The 26698-nt window shown below is 52.0% G+C and carries 22 protein-coding genes; 19 read left to right on the forward strand and 3 right to left on the reverse strand.

Going from position 1 to position 26698, the window contains the following annotated elements:
- The first annotated feature begins 7 nt into the window (after positions 1-7).
- Positions 8-1345: a CapA family protein gene (locus tag ACI7RC_RS19035; protein WP_408109792.1), complete on the forward strand. Its 1338-nt coding sequence runs from the start codon at positions 8-10 to the stop codon at positions 1343-1345.
- Positions 1346-1397: 52 nt separating this feature from the next.
- Here the strand turns inward: ACI7RC_RS19035 and ACI7RC_RS19040 are convergent, their stop codons facing one another.
- Complete coding sequence (locus ACI7RC_RS19040; protein ID WP_408109828.1) at positions 1398-2738, reverse strand: MATE family efflux transporter; 1341 nt, start codon at positions 2736-2738, stop codon at positions 1398-1400.
- Between the two features lie 438 nt (positions 2739-3176).
- On the opposite strand from ACI7RC_RS19040, the gene ACI7RC_RS19045 reads away from it, so the two are divergent.
- The 16 genes from ACI7RC_RS19045 to ACI7RC_RS19120 all read left to right on the forward strand — a co-directional run bounded on the left by ACI7RC_RS19045 (position 3177) and on the right by ACI7RC_RS19120 (position 21993).
- Positions 3177-6452, forward strand: coding sequence for a DEAD/DEAH box helicase (locus ACI7RC_RS19045; RefSeq protein ID WP_408109793.1), 3276 nt, complete (start codon positions 3177-3179; stop codon positions 6450-6452).
- A 218-nt stretch (positions 6453-6670) separates the two neighbouring features.
- Complete coding sequence (locus ACI7RC_RS19050) at positions 6671-8866, forward strand: hypothetical protein (RefSeq protein ID WP_408109794.1); 2196 nt, start codon at positions 6671-6673, stop codon at positions 8864-8866.
- A 63-nt stretch (positions 8867-8929) separates the two neighbouring features.
- Positions 8930-10078 (forward strand): hypothetical protein, encoded by a 1149-nt coding sequence (locus tag ACI7RC_RS19055; RefSeq protein ID WP_408109795.1) that lies wholly within the window; start codon positions 8930-8932, stop codon positions 10076-10078.
- A gap of 258 nt (positions 10079-10336) precedes the next feature.
- Complete coding sequence (locus tag ACI7RC_RS19060) at positions 10337-11443, forward strand: acyltransferase family protein (RefSeq protein WP_408109796.1); 1107 nt, start codon at positions 10337-10339, stop codon at positions 11441-11443.
- 218 nt (positions 11444-11661) lie between these two features.
- Positions 11662-12375, forward strand: coding sequence for a 2OG-Fe(II) oxygenase (locus tag ACI7RC_RS19065; RefSeq protein ID WP_408109797.1), 714 nt, complete (start codon positions 11662-11664; stop codon positions 12373-12375).
- Between the two features lie 58 nt (positions 12376-12433).
- Positions 12434-13252 carry an SPL family radical SAM protein gene (locus ACI7RC_RS19070; RefSeq protein ID WP_408109798.1) on the forward strand — a complete coding sequence of 273 codons (819 nt, stop codon included), beginning with the start codon at positions 12434-12436 and terminating at the stop codon, positions 13250-13252.
- 348 nt (positions 13253-13600) lie between these two features.
- Entirely contained in the window at positions 13601-15175 is a 1575-nt protein-coding gene (locus tag ACI7RC_RS19075) for a Vga family ABC-F type ribosomal protection protein (RefSeq protein WP_408109799.1), read from the forward strand.
- A gap of 167 nt (positions 15176-15342) precedes the next feature.
- Positions 15343-15915, forward strand: a complete 573-nt coding sequence (locus tag ACI7RC_RS19080) for a TetR/AcrR family transcriptional regulator (RefSeq protein ID WP_408109800.1) — start codon at positions 15343-15345, stop codon at positions 15913-15915.
- A gap of 92 nt (positions 15916-16007) precedes the next feature.
- Complete coding sequence (locus ACI7RC_RS19085; RefSeq protein ID WP_408109801.1) at positions 16008-16715, forward strand: GNAT family N-acetyltransferase; 708 nt, start codon at positions 16008-16010, stop codon at positions 16713-16715.
- Positions 16716-17055: 340 nt separating this feature from the next.
- Entirely contained in the window at positions 17056-17466 is a 411-nt protein-coding gene (locus ACI7RC_RS19090) for a DUF4064 domain-containing protein (protein WP_408109802.1), read from the forward strand.
- A 61-nt stretch (positions 17467-17527) separates the two neighbouring features.
- Complete coding sequence (locus ACI7RC_RS19095) at positions 17528-17842, forward strand: dihydrofolate reductase family protein (RefSeq protein WP_408109803.1); 315 nt, start codon at positions 17528-17530, stop codon at positions 17840-17842.
- A gap of 356 nt (positions 17843-18198) precedes the next feature.
- Positions 18199-18591, forward strand: coding sequence for a GntR family transcriptional regulator (locus tag ACI7RC_RS19100; protein WP_408109804.1), 393 nt, complete (start codon positions 18199-18201; stop codon positions 18589-18591).
- Entirely contained in the window at positions 18588-19286 is a 699-nt protein-coding gene (locus ACI7RC_RS19105) for an ABC transporter ATP-binding protein (RefSeq protein WP_408109805.1), read from the forward strand. The genes ACI7RC_RS19100 and ACI7RC_RS19105 overlap by 4 nt, the downstream gene beginning before the upstream one ends.
- 54 nt (positions 19287-19340) lie before the next feature.
- On the forward strand, positions 19341-20084 hold the full coding sequence (locus tag ACI7RC_RS19110; RefSeq protein WP_408109806.1) for an ABC transporter permease: 744 nt from the start codon (positions 19341-19343) through the stop codon (positions 20082-20084).
- 78 nt (positions 20085-20162) lie between these two features.
- Positions 20163-21035 carry a succinylglutamate desuccinylase/aspartoacylase family protein gene (locus ACI7RC_RS19115; protein WP_408109807.1) on the forward strand — a complete coding sequence of 291 codons (873 nt, stop codon included), beginning with the start codon at positions 20163-20165 and terminating at the stop codon, positions 21033-21035.
- A gap of 13 nt (positions 21036-21048) precedes the next feature.
- Positions 21049-21993: an LLM class flavin-dependent oxidoreductase gene (locus tag ACI7RC_RS19120; RefSeq protein ID WP_408109808.1), complete on the forward strand. Its 945-nt coding sequence runs from the start codon at positions 21049-21051 to the stop codon at positions 21991-21993.
- A 12-nt stretch (positions 21994-22005) separates the two neighbouring features.
- Here ACI7RC_RS19120 and ACI7RC_RS19125 read toward each other — a convergent pair whose 3' ends face one another.
- Positions 22006-23358, reverse strand: coding sequence for a DHHW family protein (locus ACI7RC_RS19125; protein ID WP_408109809.1), 1353 nt, complete (start codon positions 23356-23358; stop codon positions 22006-22008).
- Positions 23359-23370: 12 nt separating this feature from the next.
- On the reverse strand, positions 23371-24783 hold the full coding sequence (locus ACI7RC_RS19130; protein ID WP_408109810.1) for an MBOAT family O-acyltransferase: 1413 nt from the start codon (positions 24781-24783) through the stop codon (positions 23371-23373).
- 206 nt (positions 24784-24989) lie between these two features.
- On the opposite strand from ACI7RC_RS19130, the gene ACI7RC_RS19135 reads away from it, so the two are divergent.
- Both ACI7RC_RS19135 and ACI7RC_RS19140 read left to right on the forward strand, forming a co-directional pair.
- Entirely contained in the window at positions 24990-25832 is an 843-nt protein-coding gene (locus ACI7RC_RS19135) for a MurR/RpiR family transcriptional regulator (protein WP_408109811.1), read from the forward strand.
- Positions 25833-25855: 23 nt separating this feature from the next.
- A complete protein-coding gene (locus ACI7RC_RS19140; RefSeq protein ID WP_408109812.1) occupies positions 25856-26689 on the forward strand; it encodes a GNAT family N-acetyltransferase in 834 nt (277 codons plus the stop codon).
- Positions 26690-26698: the final 9 nt, after the last annotated feature.

Here is a 26698-nt window from a genome sequence, read left to right on the forward strand (position 1 = left end):
GGTAGACATGTCGAATCACTCAGATAACCTTAGCATCGCCCTCACTGGTGACAGCATTATTGCCCGCCGCATCTCTGTCTACAACGACGAGCCGACAAAAAAGCTGGTCCGGCTGATCAAAGAATCGGACGTGGCGTTTACCAATTTGGAAGTTCTGCCCAACGATTTTATCGGCCACCCGGCAGCCCGCAGTGACGGAGCTCACTTTGCAGCCCACTCTTGGGTGCTCGATGAGCTCATGGACATGGGATTTGGGCTGTATTCCTGTGCCAATAACCATGCGCTGGATTACGGCGTGGAGGGCCTGCTTACGACAATCGGCGAACTGGAGCGCAGAAAATTGGCGTATGCAGGGGTAGGAAGGAGTCTCACGGAAGCCCGCATGCCAGTGTACTACGATACCGACGCAGGCACGATTGCCATGCTGTCCTGCGCCTCTACCTTTTTTGAAGAACAGTCTGCGGGAGAGCAGCGACCTGATGTCCAAGGCCGTCCGGGAATCAATCCGCTGCGTTTCGAGACCATTTATGAGGTCACAGCAGACCAGCTGGAAGTCTTAAAAAAGATCGCGCTGGACTTAGGGCTGGAAAGCCAGCGTCAGGAGTTCGTCCGGCTTGGATTTGCCTCGGATCCGCAGGACCCTGCTATCCTGCCGCTGTCCGATACGAATCTGCGCGTAGCGGGCACGCTAAATGCCAACTTCCGCGCCGCTGATACCCCCGCCATCAGAACGGAGCCCAACAAACAGGATCAGGAAGAAATTTGCAAATGGGTCAGGGAAGCCAAGTCGAGAGCGGACATCGTGATCGTCAGCCTGCACGCGCACGAACAGGGCAAGACGAGGGAGCATCCGGCCGAATTTATTCGCAGCTTTGCCCGCCGGATCGTCGATGAGGGGGCAGACATCGTCGTGGGACACGGTCCGCACTTGCTCCGCGGCATGGAGATGTACAGCGGGAGGCCGATCTTCTACAGTCTGGGCAATTTCATCGGCCAAAATGAGCTGGTTTACAAGCTTCCCAACGATTCGTACAAGCGGTTCAACATCGATCCGACTCTGACGCCGAGTGAAGTATTCCGGCTGCGCAGCCAGGACGGGAAGAAAGGGTTTCCCGGAGACAAGCTCTACTGGCAGACTGTGATGCCGATCTGCCGCTTTCAGGCGGGGAAACTGCGTGAAATCAAGATTGTGCCGGTCGCATTGACGAAGGGAGATGCACCCTACAAACGAGGCAGACCCTATGCGGCCATGGGCACCCAGGCAGAGGATATTATCGGCAAATTCGGCCAACTCTCCATGGAGTACGGGATTGAGATTGACCAAGAGGGAAACGTAAAACTATAAACGCACAGAAAAAGCCGGTATCGAGAGCATAGATACCGGCTTTCCCATGTTTTTAGTTGACGAGGCGGACAATTCGCTTTTTCTTCCACGAGAAGCGGTAGTACGCATACTGCAGGGCAAAACTGACGATGAAAGCCGCTGGATACCCCATCCAGATCCCCTTGATGCCAAGGCTGCTGTAATGGGAGAGGAGGTAGGCGACAGGAACTTCTACGCCCCAAATCGCGATAACTCCAAACAACATCGGCCACAGCACAGTGCCGCTCGCCCGCATGGTAGCGGCCATGATTTGGGCATGGCCAAAAATCAAGTAACTCCACAGCGTGATCATAAGCAGGCTGTGTGCGATGCCAAGCGTATTTTCACTCGTCAGGAACAGGGATAGAATCCCTTTTGAGAACACGTAGACCAGCAGGACAAAGATGCCGCCGATGATATAGTTGAGCACGACACCTGAGCGGATCACTTGCTTGAGCCTGTCAAGCTGACCTGCCCCGATGGATTGCGCGGCAAAGACGGAGACCGTGATACTGAGGCTGATCGCCGGCATCTGCACGTAACTGGCCACCTGGTTTACCGCCCCGTATGCCGCCGTCGCATCGGAGCCGTAGCTGTTGACAAAAGAGATCACGGCGATTTCCGACAGGGATACGAGGATCATGCTGACACTGGATGGGATGCCGAGACGAAGCAGCAGCTTTAATAATCCTCCATCCATTTTCAGATGTCTCCAGACGGAGGCATCGAATTGCAGCGTATGCTTCACCTTGCGCAGGTAGATCAGCATCAGCACGAAGGTGATTACGTTTGAAAACACGGATGCGTACGCCGCCCCGTAGACACCCAGCTTCGGCAGACCCAACCAGCCAAAGATCAGCAGCGGCAAAAACGCGATATTGAGCACCGTGCTGACAACAAGCGTGTAAAACGGGGTCTTGGAATCGCCTGTACCGCGCAAAAATGTGGTGTAGACCAAATACAAAAACATGACCGGCAAGGACCAGAACAAGATGCGCGCATAGTGGACGCTGACGTCAATGATGTTATCAGGCGTTCCAATCAGGCGGAGCACATCCCAGGTGAAAATGCCGCCGACGATGGCCAGAAAGAGTCCAATCAAAAAGGTAAACGTAAGCGTCGTTCCGATTATCTCTTTCAAACGTTCCTGATTGCCCGCCCCATACGCCTGGCCGATTAGGATCGAACTGCCGGAACCGATGCCGATCGCAAAGGAAACGAGCAGAAAGAAAAGCGGGAAGAAGGCTGATAAGGCCGCCAAGGCATCTACGCCAAGCGAGCGGCCGACAAAGATGCTCCCGACCAGTTGCCCGATCGATTGCAGGGCATTGCTGAGCAGCAAGGGGATCAAAAACAGCAGCATCGTCCGCCACATGGGCCGGCTGCCTAATCGCTCACTCTGCGAATTCACGCCATCATTGTTTATCTGTTTGGATGAGTTCAAATTCCATTTCTCCTTTTCAAGCGAATGCCTTTAGCAGGGTGTTCGTCAAATAGGTTACATTTTCACAAAACAAACACATCCCCTTTTTGTCTAGATCACAATAGACATTTTACTGTTTGGTCTAACAAAATTCAAGTTTTTCTTTGCGCGTTAGACAGTCGACACAACCCCCTGTCAATTATGACGGAGGAAGTAGGCAATAGGTTTCCAAAAACTGTATCAAAAATAAACAAGCAACTGTATTTCTTTCCTGTATGCTTCAGATGGTTGCTTCTGTTGCGGCGGTTGTTTTATCATTTTCAGGTAGTCAGTTCGATGAAGCGGTCCTTTTTGCGGCAGCACATTTGATATCAAAGGACGGATCAAAAAATGAACGTTCAGTTGAACCATCGGATCATTAAGTCACTGTGCGGCCACACTTCCGATCAAAGAGGCAAGACACACTACAGAGCAGGAAAGGTAACCCTCACGTACTTTGATCCAGACATGAATGTCTATGAAGCCGCGGTCAAGGGCGCCAGTGTCAGCTATGAGGTTCGCATCGAAATCCATCGCAGCGGGGAAGTGGAGGCGGAGTGCACCTGCCCGGCTCTTCATTCATATGACAATTACTGCCAGCATATCGCCGCGGTGCTGCACTGTCTTCTTGACAGGCAGCACAGTGACAGCTTGCCGCCGATACGTACCGTTCCCTCAAAGCTTGGCGTAAGCGGTGATGCCTTGGCAGGGGACAGGCAGCTGACCGCCAACGTGCTGGGACTGTTCAATGAACGGCCGCAGCGCCCCGGCAGCAGCCGCAGCCGCTTTGACACGAGGGCACTCCTCGATGTGGAGTTTACGCTCAGCCCTTATCCCTACGGCCATGGAAAGTATATGTTTGGCGTCGAGATAAAGACCGGACCCAAACGTTTGTACATCGTAAAGAACATCCGGGAGTTTCTCGAACGGATCGACCGGCGGGAGTCCGTCGTATTTTCCCGGCATTTTACTTATGATCCTGGGCTGCACTGCTTTCAAAGCGAAAATGATGCCCTTATCCGGCAGTTCATCCAAATCTGCCGCTACGAAAAGATGTACATGGAAACATCTAACACCTACCCCGTTCAGACAAAAAATAGGGGGGAGCAGCGAATTCTCCCAATCCCCCCTTTTGCATGGGAAAAGCTTCTGCCCTTGCTCACTGCAGCTCCGGCGGTACGGCTGGTCCAGGGGGAGAGTGTCTTCGAAGGAATCCGTCTATCCGACGAACCGGTTCCGCTCCACTTTGCATTTGACGAAGCCCAGGCGACCGGCTATCGATTAGACGTCCAAGGCCTGGAGCAGCTTACAGTGATGGAGTCGTACGGTATGGTGCTGATCGACGGGAAGCTGGTAAAGCTGCCAGTCGATCAGTGCAAGCGCCTCTCAGAGCTGAAGCGCATGCTGGAGGCGTATCGCACCAATCACGTTCTGGTTGCACCGGAGCAAATGGAACCTTTTATGGTGAATGTCATTCCCGGCCTGATGAAGCTGGGCCGGGTCAGCATCGCCCGGAGTGTTTCTGAGCGTGTCGTGCAAACACAGCTGAAGGCCAGGCTGTATCTGGACCGGGTGAAGGACCGGCTGCTTGCCGGGCTGGAGTTTCAGTACGGTGATATCGTCATCAATCCGCTGGAGGGGGACGAGCAGAAGCGGGGTACCGACCGGATTCTGCTGCGGGACGGGGATCAGGAGCGCAGAATCCTGGAGCTGATGGAGCAAAGCGCTTTTACCCAAACGGAGAGCGGATACTTCCTGAATGACGAGGAAGCAGAGTACGATTTTCTCTATCATATCGTCCCGCAGTTGGAGAAATGGGTAAAAGTGTACGCTACCTCGTCAGTGAAAGCCAGACTTCACACGGGACATGCCCCAGTCAAGGTGAGAGCGAACGTGGATGAGCGGACCAACTGGCTGGAATTGCGGTTCGATCTGGACGGGATTCCCGAGTCCCACATCCGCAGCTTGCTGAAGTCGCTCGAAGAGAAGCGCAGATACTACCGTCTGCCCAACGGGGCGCTGCTTCCCCTGGAGAGTCAGCCTTTTCAGGAGATCAGCCGCTTTATGGGAGATCTGGGCATCCGGGCAGGGGACGTAAAGGGAGCGGAGATCCGCCTTCCGGCTGCCCGCGCGCTTCATTTCATTGATACGAAGAGACAGGGAACCGGTGTAGAGCTGGGGAAAGCGCTGCGCCGTCTGCTGGAACATATGAGGAATCCGGATCATCTGGAATTTGCCCTGCCCGATCAGCTTGCTCCTGTGCTTCGCGATTACCAGAAGTACGGCTTCCAGTGGATGAAGACGCTGGCCCGCTACCGTTTTGGCGGCATTTTGGCTGACGATATGGGCCTGGGCAAGACGCTGCAGAGCATTGCCTTTATCGTCTCCGTGCTGCCCGAGATCAGAGAGCGGAAACAGCCCGTGCTGGTCGTCTCGCCCGCTTCCGTCACGTACAACTGGCGCAATGAACTGAAGAAATTCGCCCCGCAGATTCGGGCGGTCATCGCCGACGGCAGCAGAGCGGAACGCATCCATGCTTTGCAGGATGAGTTTCCGGCCGATGTCATCATCACCTCCTATCCGCTGCTGCGCAGGGACATCCAGCTGTACGCCAAGCGATCATTCCACACGCTGATCCTGGATGAGGCCCAGGCTTTCAAGAACCATGCCACGCAGACCGCGCAGGCAGTAAAAATGCTGCAGGCCGAGAACCGCTTTGCCCTTACCGGAACTCCGGTAGAGAACGCCCTGGAGGAGCTCTGGTCCATCTTTGACGCCGTGTTCCCTGATTTGTTCGGGGGCAGAAAAGCATTTCATAACTTGTCCCGGGAGGCCGTAGCAGGGCGCGTCCGTCCGTTTCTCTTACGACGGTTGAAGACCGAAGTAGCAGGGGAGCTGCCGGATAAGATCGAGTCTTTACAGGCCTCAGAGCTGCTTCCCGACCAGAAAAAACTCTACGTGGCTTATCTGGCAAAGCTTCAGCAGGAAACACTCAAGCACTTGAATGAAGACAGCTTTCAGGAAAACCGGATCAAAATACTGGCCGGCCTGACCCGGCTCCGGCAGTTGTGCTGCCACCCTGCCCTGTTTGTTGAAGGATATACAGGCGGCTCGGCCAAGTTTGAACAGTTGCTGGATATTCTGGAGGACTGCCGAAGCGCAGGGAAGCGTCCATTGGTGTTCTCGCAATTTACCGAAATGCTGGGTCTGATCAAGCGGGAGCTGGGCTATCGGGGAGTTCCGTTTTTCTACCTGGACGGCAGTACTCCTTCCTCTGAACGGGTAGAGATGTGCAACCGGTTCAACGAAGGCGAACGGGAATTGTTTCTGATTTCCTTAAAGGCCGGAGGCACGGGACTCAACCTGACGGGAGCGGACACGGTCATCCTCTACGATCTCTGGTGGAACCCCGCCGTGGAGGATCAGGCGGTGGACCGTGCTCATCGCATCGGACAGAAGAACGTCGTGCAAGTGATCCGCCTCGTCGCCCAGGATACGGTAGAAGAGAAGATGTACGATCTTCAGCAAAAAAAGCGGAATCTGATCGAGGAAGTGATCCAACCAGGCCGCGAAGCATTGTCCGCATTGACGGAGCAGGAAATCCGGGAGATTCTGATGATCGGGTAAATGACGACTTGACCTGTAGATTTGCCAGCAAGATAGCCAGCTAGCCTGCTGCCAACCACGATCTTCTTGACCAGGGGAAGATCGTGGTTGTTTTTAGGTGTGACCGATCAAATTCCTGATTTGGCGGATGCGGCAAGGAAAAATTCTACACACAGATTTTACGATTATGATAAGATGAAGTCAGAATTTTCCGATATAAAAAGATTGGAGGTTGGCCAGTGATGCCCAGAAGCTTCCAGGCAAGGGACGCAGGTCTGATCCCCTTCCGGCAGGGAGACCCGCTTTTCGAGACCGAACGATTAGCTCATTACGATGAAATGCCGTTCCTCGGAGGCGGGATGAAGGAAGAAGATATCGGTCTTATGGATTTCTTAAAACCGGACAAAGACGAATTCAAGGCACTAAGCAAGGGGTTGCAATTTTTGAAATACTCCGAAGAAGAAGCGCAGGAACTTTACAATCTTATCGGCGGGACGATCAAGCTGGTGTCGAGTGTCGTTACTGTTGTCGGGATCGTCAGCTCCGTCGCGGAACTGGCGAAGCAGTTCGGCTTGTTCGGGTCGAAGGAAAAGACAACCCAGGAGAGGCTGCAGGAGCTCGGCGAGCGAATCGAGCAGATCTACGGCTATCTGGCACAGGCGAACCGACGAGGGCTTTATCAGGAATCGCTCGCCTGGCGCATCGCGTATGAAGGGGCGCGGGCCGAGCAATGGAACGTCAGGCTCTCGAGATCTCCAGCCAATCTGGAGGCGCTTAAGCGGCGAGCGGGCGAACTGGATAATGCCATAAGGGCAATGCTGGCGAAGGGAAATGCCGAGATCGCCTTCCAACGTGCGGCCTACGGCTACAAGAAGAATACCAATCACTGGATCGATGCGGTCAAAGGATCGGTCATGGCTCGCGCTGACGGCGGTACATTGCCAAACTACAGCAATCCGAATCAGGAGCTCCAGACCAGCATTTGGGATGCCGGGCACTATATCGACGTACTGTTCTTAGCGCTCCGGGAACGGCTGATCCTGACCACGGCACTGGAGCCTGCCTTTCGCTCGACTGGCTACGATCGCCCGGCACTCCTTGACATCGCTAATGGATTACGTTCATTCATTGCAGCGTGGCGAGCTGCGCTGCTGGTTGCGAATCCTGCCGCAGGGATCAACGGCGGGAAGGCGCTCTATAATCCGTTCACCCAACCGGACACAGCTGCCGACGGCATTCTCATCGGCGCTGTCGATCCGGTCACGGGGATCTCGTCTATCCAGACATTTGGCGGCTTTAAGATCGAATACTCCAGGACCAGTTTACCATGGGCGGCATGGGGCGGTATTTGGGACACGTCGCGAGCCGTTGAACCCGACAAAGCCCTTACTGCGGCCATGAGCGCGCATGCGGCTTTGGTCGACAACGTGATCCGCGCCTGCGGCATCAATTCACTTGCCAGGCTGGAATCACAGTTCAGAATTGCAGCCTCGCCACCGACGGAATCCCAATTCGTCAGGCTCCCAGATGCCCGCTTCCGTTTTGCCGGGCTCCCTGACGCCGTGCTGACCGGTACCCCTGAGACGATCGATCTCGGCAATCTCAAAGATTTCGCAACAGACCCGAACAAGACTTATCCTGCCGTGCGCTACCGGCGCGAAATGGAGAAGACTTTCCGGTTCCGAATGGCCCGCCGAACCGAGATGTCCCGGATCCAGCTCGGTTATCGCTTGAGGATTGCCGACCTGGACTTGGTGTTGTGTCCCTTCTCGGCGCGACCGCCTGAAGGAGCCCCATCAGTGCCGTTTCCGAGTACGCCGATCGAAGTGGAGCACCGTTTTGATACGAAGGTCTATGATTGCTGTCAAATCCGCCACTTTAGCGCCAGTGACGAAGATCGCTTCGAGAGGGATGGTGAAGACGGTGAACGGATCTTCCACAATATACGGACCGGCCGCGGTTGTATTCGGATCTCCGTTCAATTCGAACCGCTCGCTGGCGGCGCCGGCGATGCCCATGCAGGGGAAGCAATCGTGAAGATCCGCAATCTCGAACCGAACGCCTTTCCAGATGCATTCATTCTAAATGCAACCGTTTTTGAAACGATCATCGGATTTGACGGCGAACCTTTCGAGTCCGTAGCCGACTCGATGACGATCCATATGACTCCGAGTTATTTGATCGTCGGGCAGGACTTCCTCGATGACCATTGGAAGGCGCTGCTGCGGATGATTCAGACGATCAACGGCATCGACGACAAGTTTTCCCTGAAGGACTTGGTGCCCGATACGTTCGAACCGGACCCCCATCCAGCCTGGAACCGCCGGGCGTTGGAGATCGAGAACGGCGTTGCCTTTATCCAGGAAGCAATGCGCATAAAGCCGGAATTGGTTGCCGAGGAGATCAGGTACTTCCGTCCGCCGCTGATCCGCTGACGGAAGTGTACGCTTGACGAAATAGGCTGCGAGCAAGTAAGCGATGAAAGAAGGGTTCGGTTGATGGGATATGAACTGGACTGGCGGGAAAGACCGATGCTATCGCCTCTGGGCGGATTTCTGATTCAGAGCCGGGCAGGCAAATCCGGCAACTTCGAAGTCGTGATCGCTTGGCCTTCCGGCGGACTCGCGCATTTCTGGCGCGAAAACGATCATTCCGCATTTCGCTGGCATGGTCCGACATTCTTCGGCCGCGGCGATTATGTCGGCGCAACGGTCATCGAATCCGATTTTCGCGCCTTCTCCGGTCGGCTTGGCAATCTGGAAGTGCTGGCCACCCGTTCCGACGGGACGGTGGATCATTATTGGCGCGAGAATGGCGGGCAATACGTGTGGAACGGACCCTATCGGGTGTTCGATGGTGCCGGAGGCAATCCAAGTATGGCCTATACCGGCGCTGTGAATCTGGGAGGCACACAGCACGGGGGGAGCAGCTTCTACGCGGTGGCGCCGAATCGATATGCCGGTTTCGCCTACTGGCAGCGCCGCAATAGCGAGACAGGCCGCATCGAGTGGTTGGACTTGGGCGGAACAGGCTCCGTCAAGCTGGATGGAATCGGATTCGTCATGACGACGATCGGTGCCGCCAGCGCGAGTGCCGGGTATAAGTATACGGGTCCGGGGGGCAATCACATCGTAGCTGGTGTAGCCTCCCATCTTGGATGGCTGTGTCTCTACGTCAACGGTGTGGACAGCGCATCGGTGAAACTCCGCGGCTGGATCGATCAAACGGTAATCGGGCGTGATATATTTCCGGAAGTGGCAGGGGAATTCGTTGGGCGTCCATGTCTGATACAAGGAGATTACGGATATAGAGAGCCAAGCAACCGCCCTTTTGACTACGGCCATTACGGAAACCTGGAACTCGTGGTCCCCAGCAACCGCGGCGGCATTCTCCACTTCTGGAGAGATTGCGGTGCGCCATACTATATTCCCAAACCGATTCATGAGAAATGGTCGGGGCCGGTCCGAATCCCCGGTGATCGGTATGACGAGGTCTCGCTGATCCAGAGCAACTTCTCTTCGACGAATCATGGCAACCTGGAGATGATTGCGCGGCAGCGTAATCAGCACGGATTCGATTTCTTTTGGCGTGATGAGAAAATGACATGGCATGGACCGAATCGTATACAAGGCCCAGGCAAACCATAGACCGGTCGTTGATCTCGAATCCGGGAGTAAGGGATGCCCGCTTCGCTGATACAATCTGCATACGGTTGTCCTTCAAGGGGTACCGCCAACAAAGGTGAAAAAGTTGGCGGTACCCCTACATATAAATATATGGGCTCAAAAAATTGCCGACAGTTATACCTGCCATGTAAACGCCCGCAATAGGCTACTGGTTTATGCTGCCGCCTCTTTTTCGAAAAGCTCGGAGCAATAGGCTTACAGCTAACGAGGGGGAATAAGATGGAGAATATTCGTTTGTATTATATCGATCGCTTAAGGGTCCTTTTGACGATTCTGGTTGTCTTTCACCATACGTCCATTACATATGGGGGAGAGGGGAGCTGGTATTACGTTGAGGCGGTTGGCGGCGATCTGACGGCGACCAAAGCGTTGCTGAGTTTATTTACGGGAGTGAACCAGGCCTTTTTTATGGGATTTTTCTTTATGATTTCGGGCTATTTTACGCCTGGCGCATACGACAGAAAGGGACCGGCGCGATTTTTGACAGATCGATTCATCCGTCTCGGTATTCCACTTTTTATTTATGTGGCGGTGATCGGTCCTGGGTTGGTTTATGCGCTGAATTTTGCAGATACAACACCATTTTGGTCTTTTTACAAGAAATGGGTATTGACGTTTAAGCTAATCAACTTTGGTCCGCTATGGTTTGCGGAGGCGCTGCTTTATTTTGCCATCATCTATGTCGGTTATCGCTGGTATAGAAAAAAGAGCAACGCGTACACAGAAATACGCAAGGTCCCGAGTCATACAGAGATCCTGATAGCCGCAGTTGCGGTTGGGATTGCTGCATTCATCATTCGACTTGTTTTTCCTGTCGGGACCGAAGTCCTCGGTTTGCAGATCGGTTATTTCTCAGCCTACATTCTATTGTTCGCGGTCGGAGTCATCGCATACCGGAATAAATGGCTGGAGCAGCTTTCGGCCCGTATGGCGCGAAGGTGGCTATGGGTGACTCTGGCCGTTCTGCCTGCATTGCCGATGGGGGTGCTTTTCGGTGCGGGAGAACTGAATGGCGGAGTCAATTTGACAGCATTCATCTATGCATTGTGGGAACCTTTTATCGCGTTTGGCATCATCATGGGGCTGCTTGTTTGGTTCAGGGAGCGGTTCAATCGGGCAAGCCGGTTGTCCCAGTGGCTGTCCGACCACGCTTTTACGGTATACATCATTCACCCGCCGATCGTGGTGGGAATTAGTCTGTTAATGAAAGAAGTCGAAAGTCCGGCAGGGTTGAAGTTTTTTATAGTCGGTCTGCTGGCGACGATATCCTGTTTTGCGGTTTCTGCTTTGATTCGCATCATACCAGGGACAAGACGCGTGTTATAATCATTTACATTTCGATATCTTGCTATTACATTCGCAATCAAGTACACAGAGCCCCTGCCAGGGGTATACTGGGGATGAACCGAATTTCAACGTTCAACTCATCAGTAAACAGAGGTGTCACAAGATGGAAGCAAAATGGAATCCGGCGATTTACGGGACGCCGTTGGACCGCGATTATGGGAACGTAAACATTGCTGCAGTCGAAGGGAGCAAGCTGTATGCCTGACCGCCTGTCTGAACGCATTGCCGCCCTGGACTGGGATTCGCTGCAACAGGCGCTGGACGAGCAGGGATATGCCGCCATTCCGGCTTTATTAGATACTGATCAATGCAGGGAAATCATCGGCACCTACGAGGAAGAAGCGCTTTTTCGGAGCACCATCGATATGGCCAGGTACCGGTTCGGCGCAGGAGAATACAAGTACTACAAAGCACCCTTGCCGGATATCGTGCAGCAGCTGCGCGAAGGCTTCTATCCCGATCTTGCGAAAACGGCAAATCGTTGGCGCGAGCGGCTTGGGCAAGATGCCATGTATCCCGCTGGACTGCCGGACTTTCTCGACCGCTGCCACGAGCAGGGGCAATTGCGTCCAACGCCGCTGATTTTGAAATACGAAGCGGGCGGGTACAATTGTCTGCATCAGGATCTGTACGGCGAGGTCTTCTTTCCATTTCAGGTCGTATTCGCCTTGAATCAACGGGAGACGGATTACACTGGCGGAGAGTTTTTGCTTGTGGAACAGCGTCCGAGGGCACAAAGCAGGGGTCATGTGATAAACTTGGAACAAGGCGCAGGCCTTATCTTTCCAACCAACCACCGTCCGGTACTGGGGTCGCGCGGTTACTACAAGACCACGCTTCGACACGGAGTCAGCACGATTACATCGGGAACGAGATACAGTTTGGGGATTATTTTTCACGATGCGCAGTGACAGCGTTTGAGGATGGGCGTGAGATCACATACCGGACAGGCAAAGGCGAGGGAGCAGCATGAATAGCGAGTTATTTTACAAGCAGCCCAAGACGCTTCTGAATAAAGGTACAGGATTTCTTTCGGATTACAGCCATTCCCTGAATCCCTATACAGGCTGTTCCTTCGGCTGTTCGTACTGCTATGTGCGGCAAATGCCGGTATCCACTTTTCGCCAGCGGGAATGGGGGACGTGGGTCGACATCAAGCAGGAAGCAGCTGAACTGCTGCGCAAAGAACTACGCAGAGCCAAGGTAAAAGGCAGGGTCACAATTTTTATGTCCTCCAGTACAGACCCTTATCAGCCGATTGAGCATCAAGAGAAGGTGACCAGATCTTTGCTCGAGGTCATGGCAGAAGATCCGCCCGACTTACTGTTAGTTCAGACCCGGAGCCCGCTCGTCCGCAGAGATATTGACCTGCTGCAGCTCCTTGGAGATAAAGTTCGCGTCAGCATGACTGTAGAGACGGACCTGGACGAGATCCGCAAGCGATTTACCCCGAATGCGCCGCCCATTGCGGCAAGGTTGCAGACGCTTCAACTGCTCGCTGATGCAGGCATCGCTACGCAGGCTGCCATCGCACCGGTATTGCCGAGCAGTGAAGCATTTCCAGACAAGCTGCGGCCGCTGGTCGATCGCGTCTGTGTGGATGATTATTTTATGGGGGACGGCAGCGGCGGCAAGCGCACGCGCAATCTGGGGATCCGCTCCCTGTACGAAGAGTGGGGCTTGGAAGAATGGTATGATCCTTTTGCCTATCAGATCGTGTACGACAGGCTGAAACGCGTTTTTCCCGAGGAGCAGATCTATGTTAGCCGGCAGGGTTTCGCACCATAGCGAACTTTCTAGCCAGCTTTTGTTGTAGCAAAGGTTTGATTTGACTATTTTTCACAGATCGTGTAAAGTTGCAGGTAATACGAAGAACGGAAGGGTGAAACGACTACGATGAAGTGCTAATCCTATTTACGCAAGCCAACCATTGAAGGCATTTTTTAGCAGATGAACGTCTCTGCTTTCTTCTTGATGCCTTCGATCAGCGCTTCGGAATAGGATTGGATTTCTGTAGTTGAACCCAAAAGGAGCAGTCTCTTTTTGGCGTTCACCTATACTTATGCCTCCTATTCTGAATGCAGATAGGGGGCAATTTTATTGCCCCTGTAATTGGTAAAAATAGGGGTGATCCGTATGATGTTAGTAGAAGCGCGCAACATCAAGCACTATGTAAAGGACCGTCTGTTGCTGAATATCGATCAATTGCAGATTCATAAACATGACCGGATCGGATTGGTTGGCCGCAATGGCAGCGGAAAAACGACGTTGTTAAACGTATTGGCCGGAACGTTATCTCCGGATAACGGGACAGTGGTCCGCCATGCTCAATGTGAGCTATTGCCCCAGCTAAAACGAACGGATACGACAAAAAGCGGCGGAGAAGTGACCCAGGCCTACATCAATGAGGCCATCGTCAAGGCGCCGGAAATCTTATTTGCAGACGAACCGACCACCAATCTCGATACGGAGCATATCGAATGGCTGGAAAAGAAACTGGACCAGTGGAAAGGGGCATTCGTCGTCGTATCTCATGACCGGGCCTTTCTGGATGCCCTCTGCACCACGATATGGGAGGTCAGTGAAGGCCAGGTCAAAGAGTATAAGGGCAGCTACAGCGATTACGCAGCCCAAAAAGAGCTGGAGCATCGTCAAAGGTTAGCAGCTTATGAAAAATATGAACTGAAGAAAAAACAGTTGGAAGATGCATTGGAATTAAAGGAGAGAAAAGCCGACAAAGCGACAAAGGCTCCAAAACAGGTAAGCAGATCGGAATCCAAAATAACGGGTGCCAAGCCGTACTTTGCCAAAAAACAAAAGAAGCTGCAAAAAACGGCAAAGGCCATTGAAACGAGATTAGAAAAGCTGGAAAAAGTGGAGAAACCGAAAGAAATCCCCGCAATTAAAATGAATTTGTCCAATAAAGACGCGTTTAAAGACCGCATCATTCTCCGCGTGCAAGATGTTTCTGGTGCCATTGGCGAACGAGTACTTTGGAACAAAACGAGTTTTCATGTGCGCGGCGGCGATAAACTGGCGATTATCGGCCCGAATGGAAGCGGAAAAACCACGCTTGTGAAAAAGGTCATCGATCAAGAAGAAGGTATCGCGATCTCTCCGGCCGTGAAAATGGGTTACTTTAGCCAAAACGTAAACATAGTGGATGTTGAAAAGTCGATTTTGGAAAATGTCAGCTCCACTTCCAAACAGGATGAAACAACCATTCGAACGGTCCTTGCAAGACTGCATTTCTTTCGGGACGATGTATATAAGCTGGCTGGGGTTTTGAGCGGGGGAGAACGGGTAAAAGTAGCACTTGCGAAAATCTTTTTGAGTGACAGCAATACGCTCATTTTGGATGAACCGACGAATTTTCTTGATATTGAAGCTGCTAGCGCTTTGGAATCGCTCTTGAAAGAGTACGAAGGAACCGTGATCTTCGTCTCCCATGACCGCCGACTCATCGAAAATGTCGCTACACGGATCTTGGCCATTCGCAATAGAGAGGTTGGGCTTTTCGAAGGAACCTATGCCCAATATAAACAGGATGAACCTCAAAAAAACCGAAATACAACCGAAGATAAACGGCTCGTGCTCGAAACGAGAATCACAGAAGTTCTCAGTCGATTAAGTATCGAACCAAGTGAAGAACTGGAAAAGGAGTTTCAATTCCTTTTAGAAGAAAAACGGAAACTGAACACGTCTGGATAGGTTAACAAACATGTCCTAAATGACAATGGGCGGTTCTTCTTGCCTCGACACAGGAGAATCGCCCTTTTAAATATGTATGGCAGCATCAGAACCTTGACAAGAAATTACAATTATGATCTAATATGAATGAATTAAAAAATATTCATTCATGAGAGGTTCGTTATTAAATGGATAAAAAAAAGATCATCTTTGATTGCGGTTGGGAATTATTCCATTCCAGAGGATTCAAAGACACGAATATCTCAGACATTGCAAAAATGGCGGGAATAGCGGTAGGTACTTTTTATAACTACTATTCCTCGAAAGAGAAATTGTTCTTTGAGATTTATATGAAAGAAAACGAGAAATTTAAAAAGCGTATTTTCGAATCCCTTGACATGAATCAAGATCCCGTAACGCTTGTGAGACAAATCGTGGAGCAGAACATCAGTGCTATGAACTCAAATAAAATACTTAAAGAATGGTACAACCAGGATCTCTTCCGGGAACTGGAACACTATTATGAAGAAGTCAAAGGGGATGATGATTCCATCCGCAGCCTATATTCTGGATTATTTAAAAAATGGAAAGCGGAAGGAGCAATACGAGACGATATTGATGATGAGCTTTTGCCCGCCTTTTTCGACTCGTTAGCCTATATCGATGCACACAAGGAAGAAATTGGGCTTCGCCATTTTCCACAGTTGATACAGTATTTGGCGGAGTTTATCATGAAAGGCTTAACGGATTTCAAAAAATAGGATGAATACATCGGGAAACGAATACATTCACAGGGGATAGCGCCTACTAGCCTACAAACCAGCGTTTTCCCCTCAAAAAGGAGTACTTTCAGTTGAATAATCCATTTCTACAGTCTGACCATGAACTTATGGAAACGCAAGTAAACGTCCTATTTAAGCACAATGAGGTAGGTCGCATGACCACGATAAACGAATCTAGTGCTGGGAGCGCACCTCGATTTTTCCTTGGTATCACCAAGCAGGGTAATGTTGTAAGGTACCATGAAACACTTGATGAAGGTGTTATCAATGAATTGGAACAGTTTGTCGAAAAAGCATCGTGGTTGGATGCTCCCAATCAAGTGAATATGGCTGAAATTATACAAGTTTTAAGTAAGGACAGACCACTTGATCGTGTCTACTTAGGCCCGGCTTATGTATTCCCTGACTTGAGAGGTCGTTCTACGCAAGCGGTACGAATTACGCATAAGAACATAGAACTTTTAAGACAGTATTTTTCTGATTTTGTCGATGATGTTACCCATGGGCAACCTGTTTTCGCAATTGTTCAAAATCAAGTTGCTGTGTCCTTGTGCTGCAGTGCCAGAAACTCATCTATTGCTGCTGAAGCGAGTTTGCACACCGCTCGGGATTTCCGTGGCAACGGCTACGGTATGGAAGTATCGACAGCCTGGGCTGCCGAGATACAAAATCAGGGGCGGATTGCTTTATATAGCACAGCATGGAATAATCTTGCCTCACAAGCTGTAGCAAAAAAGTTGAATCTGAGACAGTACGGTATAGATTTACATTTTAGCTAACGTGTGGAGATCACAACAATGGAATCTTTCGAAACTCGACATCATCGATACGCAGTTTTTTTGTCCCAACATGAATGAATTATAAAATATTCATTCATGTTGGGGATTATCCAAGACCAAGATACTTTACCGGGCAAAGATACTCCAAGCATCCTGTGAGGATGAAAAAAGGGGGTGATTCAAGTGAATCTTATACATCACTATCATCCAAATTGGAGGATAGATCAAAGGTTCTAAAATTGCGTCATCGACAATGCTTTTGGAACACCATTAAGACTCCGGATAGCCGTGAAACTGGTGCCGTGGGAAAAATATCAATATTTTACAATGGAGGTCAAACATGAAACGAACAGGGGAAATCGTGTTAAACATCATGGGAACTGCAACGAGTCTCATCATGGTTGTGATTGGCTTAGTTTTCTTATACCGCAAAGATAATGAAGCTTATTTGAACTATCTGCATGCGAATTGGAGTGATAGTGAAGTTGCTGCTACACTCGATCAGATGAACCAAGCTGGAACGATGTGGGTACTCCCCGGAATTATCGGCGCTGCTCTAGGTATTATTGCCATGATTTTATTGAAAGGCAAAGGTAGCCAGAAGCTCACAGGATGGATGCTGATGATTGTATCAGTGGCGGTTTGTATGATTTCGGTGTTCGGGTGCATCCCTGCCATGTTCTTTATTTTAGCCGGAATTATGGCGTTGGTTAGAAACCCAAATGTAAGACAGAAACAAGCCATTAGGTAAGGAATGATAAAGTCAGGCCGTCCTGCGTGACCAGACTGGCATACTTGTTGTTTCCACGACTTTGCGAGAGGTTTCGTGGAATCATTCCCGGCTGATAAGGGAAAATCTCGTGGAGGAAGTTTCTAAGTTAAAGCAGCTGCCCGGTCAGGATATTTTAGTCGCCGGCAGTTGTCAATTAGTAAACACGTTGATGCAACATGATCTTATAGATGAGTTTCGACTCATGGTGTTTCCTATTGTGGTAGGGAATGGAAAACGACTTTTTAGAGACGATAATGTTAGGAAGGTTTTAAAACATGTTGAAACAAAGACATTCTGTTCAGGTGTTACTGTCTTAACTTATCAGCCTCATCGGTCCGAAACCCATAATAAGTAAAAAATAGATGATAACGGGGTATCATTTGTTCCGGCTTTGCTTGTACATTCCAAGAAAAGTAGATTGATATGTAAGGAAAGTGAATATAGTAACCATAACTATTATTATGTAAACATTCCGCTTTCAGACCGATATTTCTGCCAAATGGTTCATGTGAAACACACTTTAGATTAAAACTCTCCAGTCGGAGGGTTTTTGCATTTATATCCATACATTTGCTTCTCGTGACAGTTACGCTTTTATCATCCCTTTTTATAGTCCTATTGTATTGTGTGTATTAAGTGATATAATACACATAGAGAAACAAAACATCGACATTGTTTTCCCCGAACGGTCCATAGGAAGGAGGGAGTCGTTTGAATGAGGCACAAGTGGGCAAAATGCGGTTCCGGATCGATTTAAGCCAACCGTTGTACGAGCAAGTACTGGATCAGATTCGCAGTTCGATCGCGAAAGGAGAGATTGACTTGGGAGAGAAAATTCCTTCCGTGCGGGAGCTTGCACAAGCGTTAAAAATAAATCCCAATACCGTCATGCGGGCGTACCAGGAGCTTGAGCGGGACGGATTGACGGAAACGAGAAGAGGGCAGGGAACGTTTATTACGACCAAGGCCGAACAGGTGCAGACGATTCGGCAGGATTTGGCGGAAAAAGCCATTGAGGAATTTTTGAACAAGATGAACAGCTTGGGGTATTACCTGCCCGACATTCAGGCGCTGATCGAAGAAAAAGGAGGGAGTCGGCGATGAGCAACCACGTGATCGAATGTCAGCATATCGTAAAAAAATACGGCTCCAAGTTTGCCTTAAACGACTTCACTGTATCGATACCAGCCGGGAAAGTAACCGGCGTACTCGGACCGAATGGCGCGGGCAAATCCACTTTCTTCCGCATGGTCATGGGGCTGATTCGTCCCGATCAAGGCAGCATGCAAGTACTCGGCAGCAGACCAGGGTGGCAGACAAACAAAGATATCGCTTACCTGCCGGACCGCGCCCGCTGGTATGCCGATCATACGGTTGTGAAGGCGATGCAGTGGGCGGAAAATCTCTTGCCAGGATTTAACCGGGAGCGGGCAGAGAAGCTGGCCGATTTTATGGGCTTGGATCGTTCGATGAAAGTGGCCGGCATGTCGCTCGGCCAGGAAGCGAGATTGATGCTATTGATGTGCATCGCGCGAGACGTGCCGGTGATCTTGTTGGATGAACCGTTCTCCGGTATCGACATCATTTCGCGGGAGCACATCATCGGAACGCTGATCGACAACATCAGCGAAACGAAGCAGTCGATCTTGCTCAGTACCCATGAAATAGATGAAGCGGAAAGCTTGTTCGACCATGTGGTATTTATGGAGAACGGACAGGTGCGGCTGGCGGGAGAAGCCGAGGTGCTGCGGGCAGAGCATGGATCGATGGAAACGCTGTACCGCAGTTTGTACCGGTAAAATCGGCGATTGGCTCAACTGATAGCACTTGAAATGGTATAGGGAGGAATCAAGATGGCCCAAAATGTTTTTATGTATCTTGTCAAGCACGACACGATCAAACGTCGGGCGAGGTCGAAAGAATACAGCCGCTGGTGGTTGGCATATCCAGTACTTGCCGCTCTGGTGGGCATTATCTATTTCACGATTTACGTGTCGAGCGGAGAGTTTCAGCCGCAGTACTTGCTGTTCTGGACATTTGCCCTGCCGTACGGCTTCTTTATGATCGCCTTTACGCGGACCCATCGGGAGAAGCAGAACGGCACCTTCGGATGGTGGCTGTCGCTTCCGTATTCACGCTTTCTGCTCGTATCTGCCAAGTATACAGCCTCCGTTTTATACGGTATTTTCTTCGTCCTGATCGCTTTTGTCCTGACTACGCTGTTCTCGGGGTATGCCACCTTCTTGAATCCCATGTTCGGGGGAGATTTTTTCAAACAGTTTTTCAAAGCGGAGTTTGTCTGGTACGGATACCTTCTCTGTTTTATCCCGTTTATGGCAGCGTACGGCCTGCTGACGGCATTCGTGAGCATGTCCTACTTAAAACCGCTGGTTCCCCTCATGTGGGTTGGCTTTGGCCTGTCGGGAAACGTGTTTATCTGGCTGACAACTAGTTGGCAGGCTTTTAAAGACGGGCCTAATCCGCTGCACTTCGCTCCTCAAGCTTGGAGCTGGTGGGGGATCCTTGCCAGTTTTGCGGCAGCAGGGCTGATGCTGGCTGCGTCAGCGAAGATTATCGAGAAGCAATTAAGATTGTAAGCACGCCAGCTCGGCCCAAGGATTGAAAGAGAAAGTGACGAACTCATAATAGACGAACCTGCTAAGGAGGTTTTTGATATGAGGGAGATCACATTCGAACCGACCAGCGTCACCAGTTATACCGTCTATGAGTTCGGCGAGGGGGACGGACCCGGCGTCTCCATTACTGCCGCTGTGCATGGCGATGAGCAGACGGCGGTCCATGCTTCTTTTCTGCTTGTCAAGGCGATCGAGAGCCGGAATGTCCGCGGACGCGTAAAAATCATTCCGGTCTGCAACCCCGCTGCCTTTCGAAACAGAACGCGCTGGTCACCATTTGACGGATTGGATCTGAATCGGATTTTTCCAGGCTCTGCTGAAGGAAGCCCGACGGAGCAATTAGCCCAGTCGCTGTGGCAGCAGACACGCGGGTTTGGCCACATGATCGATCTTCACTGCTGCGGCGTTGGCGGTTCCACTTATACGCTGGCTCTCTACGAGGAGTACCCGCATCTGCGAAAAGCTGCCGAGGCACTAGGCATTCCTGTCGTCGTTCAATCTGGCGGTACATCTGGGCAGCTTTTCGTCGAATCCTGCCGCACTGGTCAGGATGCATTGATCATCGAGCTGCCCGGCGGACAACCCGGGGGTACGATTGATCTTCAGGCTGCCGAGGATTGCTGTCAGGCTGTGCTCCGGTATCTGATCCATCTCGGTGTACTGGAGGGTGAAGCGTCTCGGCCGCCGGTTCGCTTCTACGGGAAAATTTCCACCCTATGTGCACCTCGGCCAGGCTTGTTCCTGCCCAGAGCGAAGCCCGGCAGCCACTGTGTGCAAGGAGAGGTGTTGGGGACGCTGGAAGAAGCGCCGGTGACGGCACCGTTCGATGGCGTCATCACCACGCTGCGGCAGGCTAGCTACTGTTTTGCCGGAGAAAGACTGGCCGGTGTAGCGCCACTGGAGAAGAATTGAAGGAGAAGGATAGATGACATCGATGAAGCTGGGGGTATTGGATCTTACCCCGATTTTTCAAGGCGTCCCGGCGCAAACGGCCCTTCGGCAAGCCGTCCTCCTGGCTCAAACGGCAGAAGGCCTGGGGTATACGCGGTACTGGGTCGCGGAACATCACGACATGCCGCAATTGGCTTCCTCGTGTCCGGAGGTGCTGCTCGCCCATATCGGCGCACAAACGAAGCAGATCAGAATCGGCTCGGGTGCCGTACTGCTGCCTTACTATAAACCGTACAAAGTGGCGGAAGCTTTCTCGCTGTTGGCCACGTTGTATCCGGGGCGCGTCGATTTGGGCATCGGACGCGCTCCCGGCGGCTCGGCCCATGCGACACTCGCCTTGAGCGAACGGTATCTGGAACAGGTCCGGCAAATGCCTGCGCTCCTCAAAGATCTGACGGCGCTATTGTCCGGTGACTTCCGGGTCGAGGGAGAATTCGTGACAGCCCGGCCGGTTCCCCCGATTCAGCCGGAATTGTGGCTGCTTGGCACCAACATGAAAAGCGCCGGGTACGCCGCCCAGTTCGGAACCGGATACGTGTTTGGCCACTTTATGAGCGAACAGGACGGACAAGCGGTGATGGCGGCCTACCGGCGCGAATTTCGGAGCTCGGCTCTCCAGCGGCAGCCAAAGGCAATCGCAGCCGTCGGGGTGATCTGTGCAGAGACAACGGCGGAGGCAGAGCGCCTGCTCGAAGAAGCCCGGAGCTGGTCCCCTGCGCCAGTGTCCAGCAGCAGTGCCGCAGACAAGCCAACCCAGGGCCGAAAGGTGATCGTCGGGAATCCCGAACAGGTAAAACAGCAGCTTTCCGACTTGCAGTCGCGATACGGCACAGATGAATTTATCGTCGTCACGACCATTCCTGACTATGACAAGCGAATTCGCTCCTATGAATTGCTGGCACAGGCAGTCCTTCTGTAGCATCAAGGCTTTTCATTGCGGCTGCTTCGCATCGCCGTCCATCAGCTTGTAGATCAGCCTGGTAAAGCCGTCGGAGGTGGTGATCGTCATGTTGGTGATAAACAAGACCTCGTCAATGCGGTGCTTTTCAATAAAATCGTACAGCGGCTGATGAAACTGGCGGGGGTCGATCACGTAGATCTCCTTGAAATGGGGAAGCAAAAACGGAATAAATGCGTTTCCGTAGGAGTCCTTGATGACGGCAATCCGCCTGTCGTATGCGGCGTCGGTGGTGATTTTGCCCCACGGACGATCCCCGCTCAAAAAGATGCGGTATTTGTTCTTCTTGTCGGCGTGGTACTTGTCGAGCAGCTTCATCTTTAAGGGCCCTTGGTAGTACACGACGTATTCGTGCTGCATAAATGGCTTGTACAAGACGATCGTATCCGGATGGGCCGCCAATTTTTTGTTCAGCGTCGCGGAGTAGAGCGAACCGAGAAAGCCGGGTACCTTCTCCGTCTCGTAGCGGGACAGCGGGAGGGGCGTCAATCCGCGGGCGTTCATAAACGCTTGATAGGCATAGTAAGCGCCGGTTGCCGTCCAGTGGTGATCCGTGCGAAAAAACACCTCCTCGGCGGCATGTTCGCGCAGGAAGGGCACTGCCTCTACTTTTGTCACCGGCGGGTCGATCTGCTCGTACACCGCCGCGATCGCTTTTTCCTGCGAGGCGGACAAGCCTTTTAATGCAGGATTCTCGACGAATTCGATCGCCGATGGCGCCAGGAGAACAGAGACGTGGACTGGATCGGCGAAACGGCGGGCGACTTGCTTCTGGAAAGCATTGATCACGCCGGCATACGCCTTGCCCGCCGCCGGATTGTACGAATACAGGAACATCGCCCGATCACCGGTCAAGAGTACCTTGCCGATCACCCGTCCCTCTTCTTGGCGCCGGGGCTTGGCCGCTTTGCTTGCCGGTCCCGGGCTGGCCGACGGTGGCAGAGGCAGCGGCTGGGAGGGAGCTGCTTCGATATCCGGACCTGCCTCCGGGACGGTTTGGCCCGACGACTGGGCATCGTTATTTGCCGCGGAAGCGACAATTTGCGTCGCGTCACTCCCCGCAAGACCCCGCCAGGAAGTGAGCAACTTGCTGGCCCGCACCAATCTATCGCGAAACGCCACATGATCAGCCAGGTAGTTTTCCAATGCTTGCAGATACGTCCCCGACAAAAGCGCCGTTCCCGACCAGACAGGGAAGGGGGCGAGAGCGCGGTTTTCGGTTTCGTCAACGGAACCGGTTCCGCCAAAGGCCACGTTCAAAAACATCCCCGTGTAGAGAAAAGCAAGAAACGAGACGATGTGAATGAGATGGCGCATGCGCATCATGCTTCCCCTCCGTCAAAATCGAAAGTAGAAGAACGGTGTATACGTTTTCCCAACGAGTAGCAGGGTGGATACAGCCAATACCCCAAGACACAGGCTGGGGAGAAGGACATTCGCGTAAAGCGAGCCGGCAAGGGGCAGGCGCAGGGAGCCGGACATCGCCCGGTGCAGCCGACGTGTCAGCGGCGTTGCGGCCAAGACGGCGACAGCGAGCAAAAACGCCTGATTCTGCAGGTTGATCAACAATTCTGTGTTGACCAGCGGCACCGTTGCAAGCCCGAACATCGTCTTCAGGTATGCGGCACCGCGATCCCATGATTCGAAGTAAAACAACACCCACCCCACCAAAACAATCCCGGTAAAATAGACGTGGGAGACTGCTCCCGGCAGGCGGGACAAGGCCCGAAGCAGAAACTTCTTCTCGATGGCGATGAACAGTCCGTAATACAGTCCCCACAACACGTAATTCCAACTGGCGCCGTGCCACAGCCCGGTCAAGAACCAGACGATGAATAGATTGAGCAGGGGGCGGCTCCGGTTGCCGCCCAGCGGGATGTAGACGTAATCCCGGAAGAATTGGCCGACAGAGATGTTCCACCTGCGCCAAAACTCCGTGGCGCTTCGCGAGAGGTACGGGTAGTCAAAATTCTCCCGGAATGAAAAGCCGAACATATACCCAAGGCCAATCGCCATATCGGAATAACCCGAGAAGTCGAAATAGATCTGGAGCGCGAACAGAACGATTCCCAGCCAGGCGCCGAGCAAGGAGAGATCGTGCAGGCTGCCGTCCAAAAACAGCGAAGAGCCTTCAGACAGGGAGTTCGCCAGTACCACTTTCTTCCCCAGTCCGACGGCAAAGCGGACGATTCCCAGACTAAATCCTTCCATCGTGACGCGGCGATCCGTCAACTGCTGCTGAATGTCTGCGTAACGAACGATTGGACCGGCAACCAATTGCGGGAACAGAGAGATGTAGAGCAGCAGTTTGGTATAGGAGGAGAGAGCGGGAGCTTCCCTCCGGTAGACATCAACCAAATAAGAGATCACCTGAAAAGTGAAAAAGGAGATGCCGAGCGGCAGTCCCGGATCCCAAAAAGGGATGTCGATCGAAGTCAGGGACCGCACTGTCTCCAAAAGAAACCCCGTATACTTGAAGTGAAAGAGCAGCAGGATTTGAAAGGCCACAGACAGCGCCATCGCTGCCGCAGCTCCCGGACGGCCGCGGTGTTTTTCGATTTGCCTGCCGCCGATCCACCCGACGAATACACTCAAGAGCAGGATCAGGACCCACAAAGGCTCGCCCCAGGCGTAAAACAGGACGGAAAAGACGAGCAGTACGGTATTTTTGGCTCTGCCCCGGACCGTAAAGTAGATCAGCAGAAGCAGAGGAAGGAATCCGAAAAGAAACACAAAGCTCGAAAAAACCACACCACGCCACCTCACATCTACCCGCTATACGCGATACATAGGATATCCAGACAGAGAAAAAGTTATTTGCAAAAATACCCAGCCAGGGGACCTTTATAAAAATTCATTGTATTTTTTTGAGAGTCATGCTAAAAATGAATCAACGGAGTACCTGCATTATTTTATAATAATGAAGAATTTACTTCTTCTTTTTCGTGGAGAGGGTTATGGATCAGAAAACATTTGAGAATCTGGTAAAGGAAAAGTTTAACAGTTTGTCATCCGGACAGAAAAAAGTGGCGGAGTATTTGATCGAGCAGCTGGAGGAAGCGGCATTCAGCACTGCCGTCAAAATCGGCCGCAAAGTAGACGTCAGCGAAACCACGGTGATCCGGCTGTCCTATGCGCTCGGCTTCAGCGGTTTCTCGGAAATGCAGGAGAACATACAAAAACAAATCCTGAACAACAGCTATCCCCACGCCCCAAGCAGTCCGGACCGCATCGCAGATGTCGAAGATGGAAGAAGCGCATACGCCAGGGCAGTTGAGCATGACATCAAGATCATGCGCCAGACCATGCTTCAGTTGGATGTGCAGGAAATCGAGAAAATAGCGGATGCGTTAATCCAGGCCGATCGAGTGCTGGTTGTTGGGTCGAGGACATCTTACGCGGCGGCCTACTGGTTTTCCATTACGCTTGGCACACTGCGTGACAATGTAGAAGGCAATGCCCCTGCAGGCGATGTCATGGAAAAGCTGTGCGACCTCACGGAGAAATCGGTTGTCTTCGCCATCTCGTTCCCGCGCTACTCGAAGGAAACCCTGCAGGTTGCGAAGGGAGCAAAAGAACTAGGAGCGACGTTAATTTCCGCTACAGACCGCATCCTCTCGCCGATCGGGCGGATATCCGATTACATTCTGACAACCGAAGACGCCAATTCCTTTGCACCCGTGATGAGCTTGCTTTATGCGGTTATCACCGGAATCCATCTGAAATACAAGGACAAGACACGTGCCCGTCAGCAGCGATTGGAACAGATCTACTCCAGGAACGAAGTATATATTGAATAAGCAATGAGAAGGGGGAGTGAACGTTGGAGAAAAACTCGTTTACGATCAGATCATTACACACGGCAGAAGAGCTCGGCATGGTGAGAGACCTGGAATGTCTGGTATGGGAATCGGACGATCCGGTGCCTGTCCACCAGACCATGACCGTCGTCAAGCACGGCGGCATGGTACTTGGGGCATTTGACGCAGAGCGATTGATTGGATTTCAGTACAGCTTTGCCGGCTTCGACGGGAAAAAGCCCTACCTCTGCTCCCACACGCTGGGGATTCACCCCGACTACCGGAAAAGCGGTATCGGCGAGCAGTTAAAACGGGTACAGCGGGAAGAAGCCCTGCGAATCGGCTACGACCTGATCACCTGGACATACGATCCGTTGGAAACCGTCAATGGAAATTTAAACATCAGAAAATTAGGCGCTGTCTGCTCCAAGTACATCGAGAACTGCTACGGCGAGATGACCGACATCCTCAATGCCGGCATCCCTTCCGACCGGTTTGAAGTCGAGTGGCGGATTCAAAGCGAACATGTCAGCCGAAGGATGCAGGGCGATCGAAACGGGCAGGAAGATATCGTCTCCTTCCCGCAAGCCGTTCAACTGGCCGTAGATGATCGCGGTTTTGCCGTTCCGGTGGACATCGATCTCAGATTTGATCAGCCCAGCGGGACACTGGCCGTAGCCGTACCGGCGAATTTTCAAAACGTGAAAGTGGCGGACATGGAATTGGCGCTGCGCTGGCGCCTGCAGACGCGCGCCGTGTTTTCCCACTATTTTAAACAGGGTTGGCAGGTCGTCCAATTTGTCAAAAGCGATGGCCAGGCACCCGCACATTATTATCTGCTCCAAAAAAGCGAGTAGGGGAGGTTC

It is taken from the genome of Brevibacillus sp. B_LB10_24, assembly GCF_046036945.1.
Classification (GTDB): Bacteria; Bacillota; Bacilli; order Brevibacillales; family Brevibacillaceae; genus Brevibacillus_C.